Below are 15,637 nucleotides of genomic sequence, written 5' to 3'. Positions count from 1 at the left end.
TCAGCCTGCGCTCCGCCAGTCAACCGGCAAAAGATATCTTCGCCAATGAGCGAGCGTAACCGCCCGCGTATCCGATATCTTCCTGGCCATGGGTGCTAAGCATTTACGGGGACAAGCGTGCAACGTTTGCCGCATTCGGTAGCGAAGCGGAGCATGCCATCCGGCCCGGTCTCTGCGGAGACCTGCTGTCCTTCGCAGGTCACAAGCAGCGGAATGCCGGTCCGCACACGGCATTCCGCCCCCAGCTTCGAGGCGATCTCCGCTTCGGCAAGCCTGCCGCCGGCCCAGCGGAGATTAACCTCGAAGCCGCCGCGGGCGCGCAGCCCCGCGGCATGGCCGTTCGCCCAGCGCTGCGGCAGTGCCGGCAGCAGCTCAAGCCACGGGAGATGCGACTGCAGCAGCATCTCCGCAATCCCGGCCGAGGCGGCAAAGTTGCCGTCAATCTGGAACGGGGGATGTGCCCCGAGCAGATTGGCATACACGCCCCCGCCATGGCTGTACTCCTCGCGGCCGTCGTCCCTGACGAGCCGCAGCATGTTCGCGAGCAGCGCAAGCGCGCGCTCGCCGTCGCGGAGCCGGCTCCACAGGGCGACGCGCCAGCCGAGGCTCCAGCCGGTGCTTTCGTCGCCGCGCCGTTCCAGCGAGACCCGGGCTGCCCGGAACAGCTCCGGTGTCTCTTCCTGCGAGAGCTGCCGACCCGGGTAGACGCCGACCAGGTGGGAGGTATGCCGGTGGCAGCGGTCTTCGTCCTCCCAGTCATGCGCCCATTCCTGAAGCTGGCCGTAGCGGCCGATTTGCAGCGGCAGGAGCCGCGCTCTGGCCTGCTCTACTTCTGCCCGGAATCCGGGATCGCCGCCAAGGACGGCCTCCGCTTCCAGGCAGTTGGTGAACAGCTCCCAGATGAGCGAAATATCCATGGTCGCTCCTGCACTGATCGCCGCCGTCCCGTCCGGCGTGCGGAATTTATGCTCCGGCGAGGTGGAGGGAGAGGTAACCAGCCGTCCCTGCCCGTCGTCTTGCAGCCAATCGAGGGCGAAGCGCGCCGCTTCCTTCATAACGGGATAAGCGAAGCTGCGAAGATATTCTTCATCCCCGCCGAAGGCGTAATGCTCCCACAGATGCTGGGTCAGCCAGATGCCTCCCATCGGCCAGAATGCCCAGGACGGATCGCCGTCCCCGTAATGGCCGACCGGGGCGGTGTGCCCCCAAATGTCGGCATTGTGATGTGCCGTCCAGCCGCGGGTGCCGTAGTTCACGGCGGCAGTCCGCGCGCCGTTCTCCGCGAGCCGGCCGATCAGCGACAGCAGCGGCTCATGGCATTCAGCCAGGTTGCAGACCTCTGCCAGCCAGTAGTTCATCTCGGTATTAATGTTCAGGGTATAATTGCTGCTCCACGGCGGCCGGGTGGCAGCATTCCAGATGCCCTGCAGGTTGGCCGCCTGTGTACCCGGCCGGGAGCTGGCGATCAGAAGGTAACGTCCATACTGGAACAGCAGCTCGGCCAGTCCGGGGTCTTGCGCCCCCCATTCTGCGATGCGCCGGTCGGTGGTAAGCTCCTCGGCGGCCTGATTTGCGCCGAGCTTCAGCTCCACCCGGCCGTATAAAGGCCGGTAGTCGGCGCTATGCCGCGCAAGCAGCTCGCCGTATGGCCGGGCCATCGCCTGCTCCAGCATTGCCGCCGCCAGCGCGGACTCATCGCGGCCCTGGCTGCCGGGCAGCCGGTCAAAGCCGCTGAAGCTGGTCGCCGCGCTGAAGATCAGTACCGCGGCGCTTGCCCCATGGACATGGACGCCGTCTCCGTCCACGGTCACATCGCCGCCCTCTGTCCTTACGGCGATCCGGCCTTCAAAGCGCATACCCTCGCTTTGCCCGGGATTGCCGTAGCGGATGGGATCATCCGTGGCGAAATAACCCGGATCCACATGCTCCGGCGCAATGCCCCGCAGGACAAAGGATGTTCCATCCGCCAGCGTATGGTGGCGCAGCGGACTGTCCAGCCGGGCATGGAAATTCAGCCTGCCGGCGGCGGTAGCAGCCAGCCGCAGGACCAGCACCTGATCCGGGTGCGATGCGAACATTTCCCGCGTATAAGTTACGCTGCCCACTGCATACGTTACACGGTGCACAGCATCTTCAAGTTCAAGCATGCGCCGATATTCGCTGCTCACATCTCCATGCTCGAAGCAGAGCAGCAGCTCCCCGAAGGGGAGATAGGACTGGGTGTACGGCCCCAGCATGCGCCGCCCCAGTGCATCGGCTTCGGTATAACGCCCTTGCCGTATCCGCTCACGGATCTCCGGCAGAGCCTCCTTCGCACCGGGATTGTTGCCGTCCTGCGGATAACCGGACCATAAAGTATCTTCATTCAGGCCGATGACCTCGCGCTCCACTCCGCCATAGATCATTCCGCCTAGACGGCCGTTGCCGATCGGCAGCGCCTCCGTCCAGACCGCAGCCGGTTTATCGTATACAAGCTTCATAGGTTACTATCCTCCGATGGTGTAAGTGTTTATATGTTATCTTCACCTGCCCCGTCAGTTGCCAAGCAGCTTCAGCACCCTCAGGCCGGTTCCCTTGCTATTCACATCCTTTTGCCCTGTACTGCGGATCACAATCGACAGCGGTCCGTGCGTTGTCCGGACAGGGAACAGCGCCGGAATGGGACGGTAGGCGTTCAGACACCAGTCATCAAATAAATTGACCGGCGTAAAAGGCTCGCCGTTGACGGAATATTCGAAGATTCCGGAGTCCGGGCCGTATAACAGCAAGACGCCTGCACTTTGACCCGTGACGGTGAACGATAATTCAGCCCCCGGCTGCTCCGCCGCCTTGTGCTCCGTGGAGAACCTCCAGTTCATTAGCGGTTCGGCCCGAAGCAGCTCTGCCGTCCGGAAATCCGCGGAATATGAAGCAGCGTTATATGGCAGTAGGGTTCCGTGCTCATAATTGCCGGCTTCAAGCGGCGCGGGCGGCCATACCTTCGGTTTCCATGCCCCGTCCTCCGGTTCGCCGAGCGCAGAAACCAGATATTCCTGCATATATACGGCATACAGCGCATGTCCGGCATCATGCGGATGGTAGCCGTCCGGTGCCAGGATGCTCCAATCGATCACACCCGACTGAATCCCTTCATAGATGCGGAAGGCGAAATTGACGGCTGGAATGCCGTAATAATCGGCTACCTCTTCATGAACGGCAATATTAAAAGGAAGCGGACCCGCCAGATTCTTAGGCGCCGCTGTATAGACGAAGCAAATATCCGCTTCAGGCGAAAGCCGGCGGCATTGGCGGACGATGCCCTCCATGCCGCGGACCGATTCGCTCCGGTCCTCGCCGTCGTTCACGCTGAACTCGACGAACAGCAGGTCAACGGCACCGCTGTACAGCACATGTTCCTCAAGCCGGTGTGCCCCGAGCGTAGAGTTTGTTCCACCGACGCCCGCATTGATGAATTCAAAAGTTCGCCTCGGATAGGCCGTCTGCAAATACTGCGCGGTCAGCGCCCGCCAGCTGGTGGATTCCGCTTCCGAAGCACCGGCGCCTTCGGTGATCGAGCCGCCAAGAAATGCAACCCGGAGGCTTCCGTTATGCCGCAGCTTGGTGCGGAAACGGGGGAGCCCTCCGCGCTTCGCCATAAAAAAGCCATTGTTATAGGGTTCAGGCATGTTCTTCTCCTCTATATTCCTTTTGTCATATGCGCAGCCCGGTTCTCAGCGGCCGCCAGGAAACAGCGATGCCGGCCTGAAATACGAGCCGGCATCGAGTCTAGCCTTCAGCGCCGGTTACCCGCAGCGCCCGGGCCTTCTGTCCATGTTTTTATTTGACTGACGAATCATATGCCTTCTGCAGAATTTCCAGGTAACGGTCCAGCTTGAGGTCTTGCAGGCCTTTGACGTAAGCGTCCCAGTCTTTGCTCAGATCTTTGTTGCCCGTGATGAACTGCAGCTCGTTCTGCTCAATATAGTTTCTAAGGTTCGTTTGCAGCATGCTGGCTTCATCGATTTCACTTGGATCGATCCAGATCGACCAGAGAGGGAACAGTTCCTTCGGTTCATGGCCTTGATACAATAAAGAAGCATCATACAATCTGCGCTCATAACCGTCCGATGCATAAATGTCTGTGCCTTGTACCCAGGTGTCGCGGTATTCCTTCGGCATATAGAAATGACCCATACCGCTCCATCCGGCGTTTCGCGGCGCTTCGCCTTCCTTCATCGGAATGGTTTTGACTACAGGCGTTACACCTTCGCCCAGCGCCACGTCTCCCGGTGCCGGATCTTCCCAGTCGATGCCTTTCATTCCGCTGGCCGCGTTAGTCTGGCCTTCCGGGGTGTACATGTAATCGACCAATTGGATCAGGGCAATTTGCGCTTCTTTGCTGGCTTTATTGGTGATGGCAAATTTGGCGCCTGGTGATACACCGCCAGCATCATGCGTCGCATAGGAGATGCCCGACGGTCCGGTGAGCGGTGCTAACGGATTGTAATGCGCCGACCGGGTGTTGCCCGGATCGATGTTGATGAAAATGGCTGGGTGCATACCGGCGCCGGCGCCGAGGATTTCCGCATCGGCGTTTTCGCCGATCTTTTTGAACGCTTCGGCATTTTGCGTAAATGCGCCCGGATCGATCAGTCCAGCGGTGTACAGCGAACGGATATAGGTCAAGCCTTCCTTCCATTCCGGCGTCACGGCTGCGGATACGACCTTTCCGTCCTTCAGGTTCAGGTAGTTGCGGTCATCGTCATACACGAAGGCGTTCATCAAATAAGGAACGATGCGCACGCCGAAATCCTCGGTGGAGCCGCTGAGCGGCACTTCGTCGGCTTTGCCGTTGCCGTTCGGATCTTTCGTTTTGAACGCTTCCAGCATGGCTTTGAATTCGTCCGTCGTTTTCGGCATTTCCATGTTGAGCTTTTTGAGCCATTCCGTGTTGATCCACATTTTGTTCGGATACGAGCAGTGGAAGCATTCGGTATAGGCGCCCAGGCCGTAAATATTGCCGTCCGGAGCGGTATAAAGCGTTTTCAGTTCAGGTGATTCTTCCATCGCCTTTTTGATATTCGGCGCATATTGGTCGATCAGATCGTTCAGCGGAATCAGCACGCCCTGCTTGCCGTATTTCAGCACATCGGCTTGCGAGAATTCATCGATGTAGGCGGTGAGCAGATATGCATCCGGATAGTCACCGCTTGCCAGCGAGATTTGGCGTTTTTCCTTGGCACCGTCTGAAGGGTTGATCTCCCAGTCGAACTTAATGTTGAACTTGTCAGCCGCGAATTGGGTAAACTTGTTGGTCGGAATATCGATGCCCGATTCCTGGACGGCAAAGACACTGACTTCAACCGGCTTGGCGTCCGCTCCCTGCGTAGCTTCCGTACCGTTTCCGGTACTTGCGGCATTGTTCGTGCCGTTTTTGTTGTTGCTCGAACAGCCGCTGATAACGATGGTGAAGACCATGACCAGAGATAACAGACTTAGCAGTTTCTTTTTCAAATATCATCACTCCCTTTTTTAGTTTAGACAAGTGTTGCCTACAATGTCCAGCCGTAAAGTCCGGCGGATCACCCCCTTAATCAGGTTAAGCGCATAGACTTAAGGGCAGGGACTTAGCCTTTTACGGAACCGACCAGCATCCCCTGCACGAAATACCGCTGCACGAACGGATAAATGATAAGCACCGGAAGCGTCGCCACGACGATCAGCGAATACTTCAGAAGCTCGGACAGCTGCTGTCTTTCAACCATCGCCATCGCGTCCATATTGCCTGAGCTGTTGTTCATGATAATGATGCTGCGCAGCACGAGCTGGAGCGGGAACAAATTGGCTGATTTCAAATAGATCAGAGCATCAAAATAGGAATTCCACTGCCCTACCGCGTACATTAGGACAAGCACTGCAAGGATCGGCTTGGAAAGCGGCAGCACCACACTGCGGATAAACCGCATGTCACTACAGCCGTCAATCTCGCTGGCCTCCAGCAGTTCCTCGGGAATCGAGGATTGAAAAAACGAGCGTGCAATGATCACCTGCCACACCCAGATGGCGTTCGGGATGAGCAAAGCCCAGCGGGTGTCGATCAGATGCATCTCCTTGACCACCATGTACGTCGGAATGAGACCGCCGCTGAAGATCATCGTGAACGTAATGACCATCATCAGCGCATTGCGTCCGAAGAACGTCCGCCGTGATAGCGGATAGGCGATCATGATCGTCAGCGTCACACTGATCAGCGTGCCGGCAGTTGTATAGAAGAGAGAATTCAGATAACCAGTCGTAATCTCGGGCGTTTTCAAAAGAACGCTGAAGCCTTTGAACGAAATATCAACGGGATAGAGCCACACTTTGCCCGATGTTACTGCAGCCGGACTGCTGATGGAGCTGCTGATGATGAAGATCAGCGGATAGATGATCGCGATGACCACCAGTGTAAGGATGATATAAATGACTGTCAGAAAAATGCGGTCGCCCGCCGATTCTTTGATTTTCTTAGGAACTGCTGCCGTAGCTGCCATACAGGAACTCCTTCCTACCAGATACTGTTGTTGGTGATTCGTTTAGCGACTCCGTTGACCGTTACGAGGAGGATCAGGTTGATCAAGGAGTTGAACAGGCCGACAGCGGTCGCGAAGCTATAGTTCGCGTTCAGCAGGCCGATCGAATACACATAGGTCGCAATGATCTCGGAATTCGCAATGTTCAGCGGATTTTGCAGCAGATATACTTTTTCAAATCCAAGCGCCATTACATTGCCCACATTCAGGATCAGGATGATGACGATGGTAGGCACAATGCCTGGAAGGTCAACATGGCGAATCTTTTGAAAACGCGACGCACCGTCGACCTTGGCCGCTTCATACAGCGTAGGGTCGATTCCGGCAAGTGCCGCCAGATAAATGACTGCACTGTACCCCGCCGTCTGCCAGATGTCCGACCATACATAGATGGAACGGAACATGCCGGGCTCACCCAGGAAGTTGATCGAGTCCATTCCAAAAAAATTAAGCGCGATGTTGGCGAACCCGAGGCGCGGAGCCAGGAACAGCATGATGATGGAGACCATTACTACGGTTGAGATGAAATAAGGTGCAAAAGAGATGAGCTGCACAAACCGCTTGAACCGTCCGCCGCGGATTTCGTTGATCATCAGCGCCAGCAGAATCGGAATCGGAAAGCCGGCCAGCAGCAGGTAGCCGCTGAGCTTCAGCGTATTTTTGAGCAAGGTCCAGAACATCGGATTCTCAAAGAACAATTGGAAGTTTTTGAAACCGACCCACGGACTGCCCCAGATGCCTTTAATGACGTTGTAATCCTTGAAGGCGAGCACCGCGTTCAGCATCGGATAGTATTTAAAAATAAGGAAGAACAGGATTGGCGGTATAACCAGTAAATGCAGCTGCCAGTGCTTCATTATTTTTCTTCCGGTTCTTGCCAGAACCCCTTCACCCCTTCTGTGGGGCACTGCCGTATGGTGAGTAGCAAATGGTTTCTCCAGAATAATCCCCCCCCTGATAAACTGCCGGTGATGTGTGATAGCGCTTTCTACACGAGCTCATCATAGTGGATGATTGCCGGCTTTGGATAGGTACACTTGCGCGGTTCGGCGTACAGCTCGCCCGTTTTGGAGGGGCCAGAACTCGGGGGTACAGCCATTTTTCAGCTTACTGCCCGTCCACAGGCAACAAAAAACGGCTGCACCGTCCTAATGGGACGGCACAGCCGTGAGGGAGGTTATTCGATGTGCGACTGTCTGTATGTGCTCGGCGAAATGCCGGTCAGGCGTTTGAACGCCCGGCGGAACGAATGTGAGCTGTTGTAGCCGACCCGCGCGGCGATTTCGTCGACTGTATAATTGCTCTCTTTCAGCAGCATAGCGGCCTGGTCCATGCGCACCTTAACCAGATGGTCGGAATAATTGACACCAGTGACCTCCTTAAACAGCTGGGAGATATATTTCTCCGGCCGCTCGACATGCTCGGCGACACGGTACAGCGTAAGCTCCGCATCGGCATACATTTCCGCAGTATACTGATACATCTGCCGGATAATCAGGATATGCGCGTCTTTCTTTTTGCTTACGACCAAGCTGCACATCTCTTCCATAATGCTATGCAGCTCTTCCCGGATGCTCTCCAGCGGATCGGAAAAGTCGATATCGATGATCCTGCGTTTGGTATTCTCGAACAGCGGCGATTCCAGGAACGTCTTCTGATCCAGCAGCTTCAGGAAGGTCCCCTTCATCTCGCCGACCAGCTGATGCTTCATCTCCACGGACAGCTCACGCTGGCCGAAGTTCTGGGCGAAGATTTCATTGATGATCCGCTTCGCCTCCTCCAGCTCTCCTGCACGAACCGTGCTGATCAGGCGCTGCTCCGTATCGAGCGGATAATAATAGGTTGTGTTCTCGATTCCGGCCTCACGGCTCCACAACATGCCTTTTTTATTGACGTACACCGTGTATTCCAGCGCCTGCTTCGCCTGCTCGAAAGAGCGGCTGGCCTCGTTCACTGCGGCAAAATGATCGCCGAGTCCGGCCTGGATTGTCATCCGGTATTCTTCAGACAAATACCCGGTCAGACTCTCCATGATCTGCGTGATCCGCGTCTCCTCCGAGGGGGTTCCTTCCCCGGCCAGAAACAGAGCGACGACCTTATCCGAACCGGTATCCGTCGTCAATACCGCCGGCTCCCGTTCCGACAGTGCCTGCTTGAGCAGCAGCCGGGATGCGTTCAGCTCATTCAGGATCTCAACGCTGTCCATGCCCGAATACCCGCTGATCTGGATCACACCGGCATACCCGGCGCCTGGTCCGAGCTGAATGTCCGCCTGCTCCGCCGCATAGATGATCTCGTCCCGGGATTCGAATTCGCCGGCGACCAGCCGCTTGAGGAAGGCATCGCGGATCAGCGGCAGCTGCCGGCCCAGCTCGCTCTCTAGTTGTTTGTTCTTCGTGATCATATCGGCGATATTGCCGCTCAGGAAGTCGAAGCTGTCATGCTCATGCGTCTCCTCTTTGCCGAACTGCTCCCTCATGACGCCGATCAGCCGGTTGATCGGTGCGCTGTTCCGGTAAGCCAGCACTAGACCGACCATGAGTCCGAGCAGCAACGTTCCGCCGGTGATGGCCCATGATCTGTATTTGATCCGGTTAGCGTTCTCCAGAAGCACACTCCGCGGAATACCGGCCTGGTAGACCCAGCCGTTTGTTCCGGAACGGGTTGTAATGACGAGATCATCTTCATAAAACTGGCTGACCTTATTCTTGTCAAAAGCCGGATCGGTCGCAAGCCTGCTGATGTACGGTGCATCCTTTCCCTGTTGAACGATCGTATTCCCGTTCTCGTCGCTGACACGCACCCAGCCTCCGTAACGCTCGGTCAGACCCGAGAGCATGCTGGAGATCACTTTTTCATCGATATTGACAATGACGATGGCTGGTGATGAGCCCTTGAAGCTGTCCAGCGGCAGCGATTGCATATAGGTAATGACCGAGGTCTGGATGGTCCTCTCGACAAACGGGCTAAGCGGGCGGATCTCGCTGCGGTGGGTTTTCTCGAGGAATTCCTTGCGCCACTCGTCCAGAGACAGATCGTTATAATGAAACACCTCGTAAAAATGCTCGGGACGGTAAGTAGAACCGGAAGTCAGGATCAGATTGTAATTGGCCAGATAGATATAATAGTCCTGGAGAAAATCGTTCGTTTGGCCGGAGGTAAGCAAGCACGTTCTGCATCGTATTCCAGATTCCGTAGACATTCGTGCTGTCGTCCCGCTCGTTCATCAGCACACTGAGCTGTTTATTGATCGCCAGCTGCCGCGTAAAGCCTTCGACCTCGGCCATGCGGCGCTCCAGGATATCCTGGCTTTTCTGCAGCTGCGTCACACCGTTCTCGATGGACAGTGACTGCGTTACCGTAATGGACGTGCGGTATGACATATACCCGCCGATGCTCGGAATGATCAGAATGATGATGTAGGAGATTAAAAATCTGCGGAAGACGTTAGAGTATTTAAGCATAAAATGACCTCCCCCTTTGGTAGCGCTATTATTTTTGTATATCTCTGTCGGATCGGATCATACCGGAACTTAATAAAAAGCAGCGATTTCAGCTGGTGTGTTCACTGCCTTTTATTAGAAATTCCGGGAAGTCTCTGAATATGTCTCTTCCCGTTTATAAAGTGTAATACAAACAGGGGCCTCTGTCTGCCCCAAATTCCCGGAAAGCGGTCCACCCGTTTGACGCGAAAAAGCACCCCACGGTGCCATACTTCTGCCCTCTTCGAAAAATGGCACCAAGGGACCCGGATATTCCGGGTCCCCGGCAGCCTTAGTCTGCGGGAAAGTCTAAGATGAAAGCACGCGCGTCAGGCTTCAGGGAGCCGCTGCGGCCTGGATGTCGGCATACGCCCAGTGCGTGGCCGGAACATCGCTGAACCTGGTTGCTGAACTGACGGCTTTGGTGATGCCCAGTACGCGGTTCATCGCCACCACCGTTTCCGCGCGGGTAAGCGGCTGATCCGGCCGGAAGGAGCCGTCCGGGTAACCTTTCAGTATGCCAGCCGACTGTGCTTTCAGGATGGCCGCCTTCGCCCAGCTTCCGGCAATGTCAGAGAAACCTTGGCTCTGGCCGGCTGTTTGAGGCAGCAGCGGAACGATCAGTGAAGCCAGCTCCGCCCTCGTCAGCGGCTGGTCCGGCTTGAAGGAACCGTCCGGATACCCTTGCATCAGCCCCAGCTTCGTTACTTTGGAAATGGCCTCCGCCGCCCATGATCCGGAGCCGACGTCACCGAACATCGCTGCACTGCCGCCCTCTTTATCATCAAGGGCATTCGCGAGAATCGAAGCGATCTCGGCCCGCGTAATATTCCGGTCCGGCTTGAACTGGCCGTCCGCATAGACCTTCAGATACGGCGATGCTGCCTGCGATGGCGTAGCGCTTGGTGACGGTGTTGCACTTGGCGACGGCGACGGTGTTGCCGATGGCGTTGGCGTAGCAACCGTGCCACCCGGGTTCGGTGTACCCGGAGTTGGAGTGCCCGGGTTTGGGGTGCCTGGGTTCGGTGTACCCGGGTTTGGGGTGCCTGGGTTCGGTGTACCCGGGTTTGGGGTGCCCGGATCCGGGGTACTAGGGTCCGGGGTACCCGGCGAACCGCCGCTTGCGCTCACCGTATATTTCAATTGGTCGATCAGCAGCAAATCGCCCGATTTTTTCACTACCTTAATCGTGTGCATCCCGTCCGAAAGCCCGGAAATACTGTAGAGGTTCTGCTGAATTTGCCGGCTGGCATGGTTCGCGTTAACCGTATCCTTGAGCGTACCATCTACATATATTTCCATTTCGCCGAGCATCGGTCCCTTCGGTCCAACGAGCTGAACCCCTGTGCCCTTGAAGACGTACTGGACAGAGTCACCGTTGTTAGACGTCCACTGCACATCATTCTGATAGTCCCCGCCAAATTTGAATGTCAGCTTCCGCGTACCGGTCGGCTGGTTGGCAAGGTACGTTTTGCTCAAAGTAACCTTGTTGCCCGACAACATGTAATCGGTGCCCTCATGAAGCAGGCTGCCCCCGCTGGCAATGCCTTTGAACATCCCCGGCTCCTGCAGCAGCAGCACGACTACATCGGCTTGTGCGGAGACGTTTTTATCAAAGCTTGCCGTGACCGGATTGATCAGATCCGGTACTTCGACCTTCAGCATATCGAGCAGCATATACGTGCCATTCTTCTTCACCGCTTTCAGTGTATGCAGACCTTCCGGCAGCCCGGATATACTGAATACGTTCTGCTGCACCTTTCGGGTACTGCTGTAGGTGCTGACCGTTTGCTCAAAACGCCCATCAACATAGATATCAACATCGCCCATCGAATTATCCAGCTCTGTATACATCTGGATGCCGGTGCCCCTGAACGTATATTCGAAGAAGTCTCCGTTCTGCTCCGTGAAATGCACGTCGTCCATGTAATCACCGAAGATTCTGCCGCTGTTACGCGACCAGGAACCGGTATATTTGATCGACGAATCGTCATTGTTGAGCACAACGTACCTTACTGTGTTCGTATTGGTAATCTGGAGCGATAGCAGCTGCGGGTCACCTGCGCTGAATATGAAAGTCAAGTCGGTCTGTCCGAGCGGTTGGGCGGCAAGATACTCCTTCTTCAAGGTAACGGTAACGTTCTCGAAGGTGTAATCATCGCCTTCGCTTAATTGCACGCTGTTATTCTCGATGGCTGTAAGCGTATTGCCGTTCAAATTCACAGCGACGGCAATGTCCTGCTGCAGTGAAGCCGCTTTATCAAAGCTGTCCGTTTCCGGCGCTATCGAGCTGCTTGCCGCTGCACTCGTCTTGATCTCGATCGGCCAGAGTTCGCCCCCGCCGCCTTCAAAATCGAAGATCAGTGTAGTCTCGCCAAACGGCTGCTTCAGCAGGTACTTCTTGAAGACCTTAACCGTGCTGCCGCTCCGTTCATAATCGGTGCCTTTAACCAGCGGGGCATCGCCATTCCTGATGCCGAGGAACGAATCGGCGCCCAGTACCATTTCGGCACTCAGATCAGCCTGCTTGCTGATCTCCTTGTCAAAGCTGCTGCCGTCCGGCACGATCAGCTTATCTGCCGTCACCTTAAGCGCATCGAGCAGCATATAGGAGCCGGAAGCTTTGACCCCCTTCAGCCTATGCTCACCACCTGGCAGCCCGGATATGCTGTACACCGCCTGCTGTACTTCGCGGTCGCCGGAAGTATAAGTGCTGACCGTTTCCGGCGTAATATCGTCATCCAGATAGATTTCAATATCGCCCTGCGAGGAATCCTTTTCGGTAATAAGGTCGATTCCCGTTCCGGTAAAGGTATATTCGAAATAATCTCCATTGTGCTCGGTATAATGCACGTCGGATTTATAATCGCCAGTCGGGCGATCTGACTGGTTATTCCAGCTGCCGTGATATTGAATCCGGCTGTCGCTGTCATTGACGTAAACTGAGCGGGTAACGGTCGTACCACCGTTGCCGTTCCCCGGTTGTTCAGGCTCCGCCGGGACATTTCCTGAAGTATCGGTAATGACAACACTGAGATCCTGCGCTGCCTCCGTCAGTTCTTTACCGCCGCTGCGTGACCACGTGCCGGTATAACGCATGCCGGTATCATCGTTGTTGACGGCGGAAATTCCGCCTTTGGCCGTTACCTTAAGCATACGCGAGGCATGCGGCTCCAGGATGCCGCCGCTGAAGCCCGTATCAAACGCGCCGAGTTCCGTGTGGCTCCACAGGTCACGGACAGACGCCGGACCTACCAGTCCGATATCGCTCCAGTCGACTTTCACTTCAGCACTGCGGCTGCCCAGGTTAAACAGTGCCACATTATAGGTGCCGTCGCCGTTGTTGGCATACCAAACCTGCTGCTGCGTGCCGGTCGATAACGGATGCGCAGGGCGTCCCGCCTGATTGACGGCAATGACTTCGTCGTTGGTAAGCAATTGCAGCCCGTAATCGTCCAGCCGTGTCAGGTCGTTACCCACATACAGCTGGGCTGCAGAAATCGCCCAAAAGGTCATTGCGGTCTGCCGCTCGTCCTTGGTCAAACCGTCCATGGCGCCGTTTCCGATATTCAAGGAATCGAAGTCGTTCCAGCCGCCGGGACCGGCATCTCTCCACCACAATGCGGCATCGGGGAATAAGCGGGCAATGTTAGCCCACTGCGTTAGCCCGACTTCCGGATTATAGGCTTCCACGTCCCACTGAATCCGCCAGCCGTTAGCATATTGTTTCCAGTAATCCACATAATTGTGGTCGAGTGCCCAGGACAATTCAAACCAGATCCCGTGTCTGGCCAGGGCCTTGGACCAGGCGGCGACATCGCCGCGGGCATCGATGGAGGTGTTGTTATAGCCGGAGCCCGGAGTAACGCTGTCAAATTTGACGAAATCGACGCCCCAGGATGCAATCATGTCGGCGATCGAATCGACGTATTCCTGCGCACCGGGTTTGGTGAAGTCGATTTTATAACCGATATCCCAATAGTCGGCTTTCTGCAAAGGCAGGTAAGCGATATCCTGCATATGGTACTCCGTGCCGTAGATTGGCAGGTTCTTCGCATATGCCTCTTTGGACATGCCCGGAATCAGATAGATTCCGACCTTCTGGCCGTTGCTATGGATGTAATCGATCAGGTTCTCGAAGCCGTTCGGATACAGCGTCGTGCTTGGAATAGGCCGGGCATATCCGTCCATGCTGCCGTTCCAGCCCGCGTCAATATTGATATATTCATAACCGTGGGATTGCAGCTTCTCGTGCATGACATCAGACATTGCTTTGAGTTTCTGCTCGGAAATCCAGTTGCCTTGCGGACCGTCATACACCTGCATACTGTAACTGCTCCAGCCCATATAAGGCTTCTGGGCCAGCTCTTTATCCGCCGCTTCCGCTACATTGCGGCCGATTCCGGTGAATCCTACTTGCGCGACAACAGTGATCAACATCAGCAGCATGTAACCCAGCCTTCTCCTCATTCGCTTCAACTACTCCCGCCCCCTAGCATTGGTTTTAAGTGGTCGTACTCGTACGTCGTCAATCCGTGTGTTATTTCCCGGGAAACGTTTACAAAACAAAGCCGGCAAAAGGTGTGATAGCGCTTTCTACACGAGTTGATAGTATTGTTTTTTCTAGGCCTTGGGTAGGTACATCTGCGCCGCTGAACGTACAATTCACCGCAAACGGCGGGGGGCAAATGCTCAGCGGGGCATCCAAATTTCTGCTTCGGGAGGCCCCAGGTGCTTATCAGTAGTGAAAGCATGCAGGAAGGTAGATGAAACCACGGATTCGGATATAGCCTTAGAGTGGATCGATTATAGAAGAAATGCAAAAAGCAGGCACGGTTATTACCGCACCTGCACATTTTAGACCTTCTGGGGAAGTTATTCAGGATCTGGCCAGTCATTTCCTTCCCGGCGGCATACCCAATCATAATACAGTTCTGTATCAAAGGGCTCCTTAGCCATCGCTACACCGCCAAAGGAGATGTCCATTCTATTCAGATTGATTTGTTCCGATAAATAGACAAGGACATCATGTATCCCGCCATTGCGAGAGGATTGAGCAATCAGGGCAAACACTTCTTTTTGTTCCACGGTTAATTCCTGCAGCACCTTATTTACACGTGCATTTTCCTCAGTTTCAGGCCAGCCTTTCTCCATAATCCAGCGGGCATAAAGACCTGGTGACCGCTCAACCAAGTCATCGACAAAGGCTTTATACAATTCCAGCGGCTGATCCTTCATTTTAGCCTCCTATAGTAGTTTAATAAATCTCCCCTTCATCTCCCTGCACTATAGCGCCCAGCCCTACTGCGACCTCTTTCATCTTGTTAATCACATAGTCGTCCGCGCTGGACACCGTGATTCTGCCTTCTGTGTATTTGAATGGCACGCTCTCCCCTTCATCAGTCCAGTTGAAGAACTCTCCCCCGATCGTCATCGTTCCAAAAGGACCTTTAAGGGAAAGTCCGCTGCTGTACTCAAACTCCTCTTGAGCAGCAAAATAAGCCTTTGCTTCATCCAGTGAAATCGGCTTGCTGCCGCTTTCTGTCCAGTGTCCTGCCCGGGTAATATGCACATCATAGCTCATTGCCTGTTCCCTCCAATCGT

10 protein-coding genes are annotated in these 15,637 nt (G+C 55.3%); all 10 read right to left on the bottom strand.

Annotated features, from left to right (window positions below):
- Nucleotides 1–95: 95 nt before the first annotated feature.
- Nucleotides 96–2,480 carry a glycoside hydrolase family 95 protein gene (locus JRJ22_RS07435; RefSeq protein ID WP_206103883.1) on the bottom strand — a complete coding sequence of 795 codons (2,385 nt, stop codon included), beginning with the start codon at nt 2,478–2,480 and terminating at the stop codon, nt 96–98.
- A 54-nt stretch (nt 2,481–2,534) separates the two neighbouring features.
- Entirely contained in the window at nt 2,535–3,665 is a 1,131-nt protein-coding gene (locus tag JRJ22_RS07430) for an SGNH/GDSL hydrolase family protein (RefSeq protein ID WP_206103882.1), read from the bottom strand.
- 151 nt (nt 3,666–3,816) lie between these two features.
- Nucleotides 3,817–5,493 carry a type 2 periplasmic-binding domain-containing protein gene (locus JRJ22_RS07425; protein WP_408637872.1) on the bottom strand — a complete coding sequence of 559 codons (1,677 nt, stop codon included), beginning with the start codon at nt 5,491–5,493 and terminating at the stop codon, nt 3,817–3,819.
- A gap of 113 nt (nt 5,494–5,606) precedes the next feature.
- Complete coding sequence (locus tag JRJ22_RS07420; protein WP_206103881.1) at nt 5,607–6,512, bottom strand: carbohydrate ABC transporter permease; 906 nt, start codon at nt 6,510–6,512, stop codon at nt 5,607–5,609.
- Between the two features lie 14 nt (nt 6,513–6,526).
- Nucleotides 6,527–7,408, bottom strand: coding sequence for an ABC transporter permease (locus JRJ22_RS07415; RefSeq protein ID WP_206103880.1), 882 nt, complete (start codon nt 7,406–7,408; stop codon nt 6,527–6,529).
- A gap of 320 nt (nt 7,409–7,728) precedes the next feature.
- Complete coding sequence (locus JRJ22_RS29190; protein WP_232381168.1) at nt 7,729–8,757, bottom strand: helix-turn-helix domain-containing protein; 1,029 nt, start codon at nt 8,755–8,757, stop codon at nt 7,729–7,731.
- Nucleotides 8,758–9,589: 832 nt separating this feature from the next.
- The gene (locus JRJ22_RS29185) at nt 9,590–10,015 is read right to left on the bottom strand and encodes a hypothetical protein (RefSeq protein WP_232381063.1); all 426 of its coding nucleotides are present in this window, start codon (nt 10,013–10,015) and stop codon (nt 9,590–9,592) included.
- A gap of 354 nt (nt 10,016–10,369) precedes the next feature.
- A complete protein-coding gene (locus JRJ22_RS07405; protein ID WP_232381167.1) occupies nt 10,370–14,503 on the bottom strand; it encodes a X2-like carbohydrate binding domain-containing protein in 4,134 nt (1,377 codons plus the stop codon).
- Nucleotides 14,504–14,908: 405 nt separating this feature from the next.
- Nucleotides 14,909–15,271 carry a DUF6547 family protein gene (locus tag JRJ22_RS07400; RefSeq protein WP_206103878.1) on the bottom strand — a complete coding sequence of 121 codons (363 nt, stop codon included), beginning with the start codon at nt 15,269–15,271 and terminating at the stop codon, nt 14,909–14,911.
- 19 nt (nt 15,272–15,290) lie between these two features.
- Entirely contained in the window at nt 15,291–15,617 is a 327-nt protein-coding gene (locus JRJ22_RS07395; protein WP_206103877.1) for an ApaG domain-containing protein, read from the bottom strand.
- Nucleotides 15,618–15,637 lie beyond the last annotated feature (20 nt).

This window comes from Paenibacillus tianjinensis (assembly GCF_017086365.1).
Lineage (GTDB): Bacteria > Bacillota > Bacilli > Paenibacillales > Paenibacillaceae > Paenibacillus_AQ > Paenibacillus_AQ tianjinensis.
Note: the sequence above shows the minus strand (reverse complement) of the source record. Positions and strands in the feature narration are given on the sequence as shown.

Coding starts and splice junctions, on each gene's coding strand:
- JRJ22_RS07400 (WP_206103878.1), bottom strand. CDS start 15,271: ATGAAGGATCAGCCGCTGGAATTGTATAAAGCCTTTGTCGATGACTTG.
- JRJ22_RS07430 (WP_206103882.1), bottom strand. CDS start 3,665: ATGCCTGAACCCTATAACAATGGCTTTTTTATGGCGAAGCGCGGAGGG.
- JRJ22_RS07405 (WP_232381167.1), bottom strand. CDS start 14,503: ATGAGGAGAAGGCTGGGTTACATGCTGCTGATGTTGATCACTGTTGTC.
- JRJ22_RS29190 (WP_232381168.1), bottom strand. CDS start 8,757: ATGGACAGCGTTGAGATCCTGAATGAGCTGAACGCATCCCGGCTGCTG.
- JRJ22_RS07435 (WP_206103883.1), bottom strand. CDS start 2,480: ATGAAGCTTGTATACGATAAACCGGCTGCGGTCTGGACGGAGGCGCTG.
- JRJ22_RS07395 (WP_206103877.1), bottom strand. CDS start 15,617: ATGAGCTATGATGTGCATATTACCCGGGCAGGACACTGGACAGAAAGC.
- JRJ22_RS29185 (WP_232381063.1), bottom strand. CDS start 10,015: ATGCTTAAATACTCTAACGTCTTCCGCAGATTTTTAATCTCCTACATC.
- JRJ22_RS07420 (WP_206103881.1), bottom strand. CDS start 6,512: ATGGCAGCTACGGCAGCAGTTCCTAAGAAAATCAAAGAATCGGCGGGC.
- JRJ22_RS07415 (WP_206103880.1), bottom strand. CDS start 7,408: ATGAAGCACTGGCAGCTGCATTTACTGGTTATACCGCCAATCCTGTTC.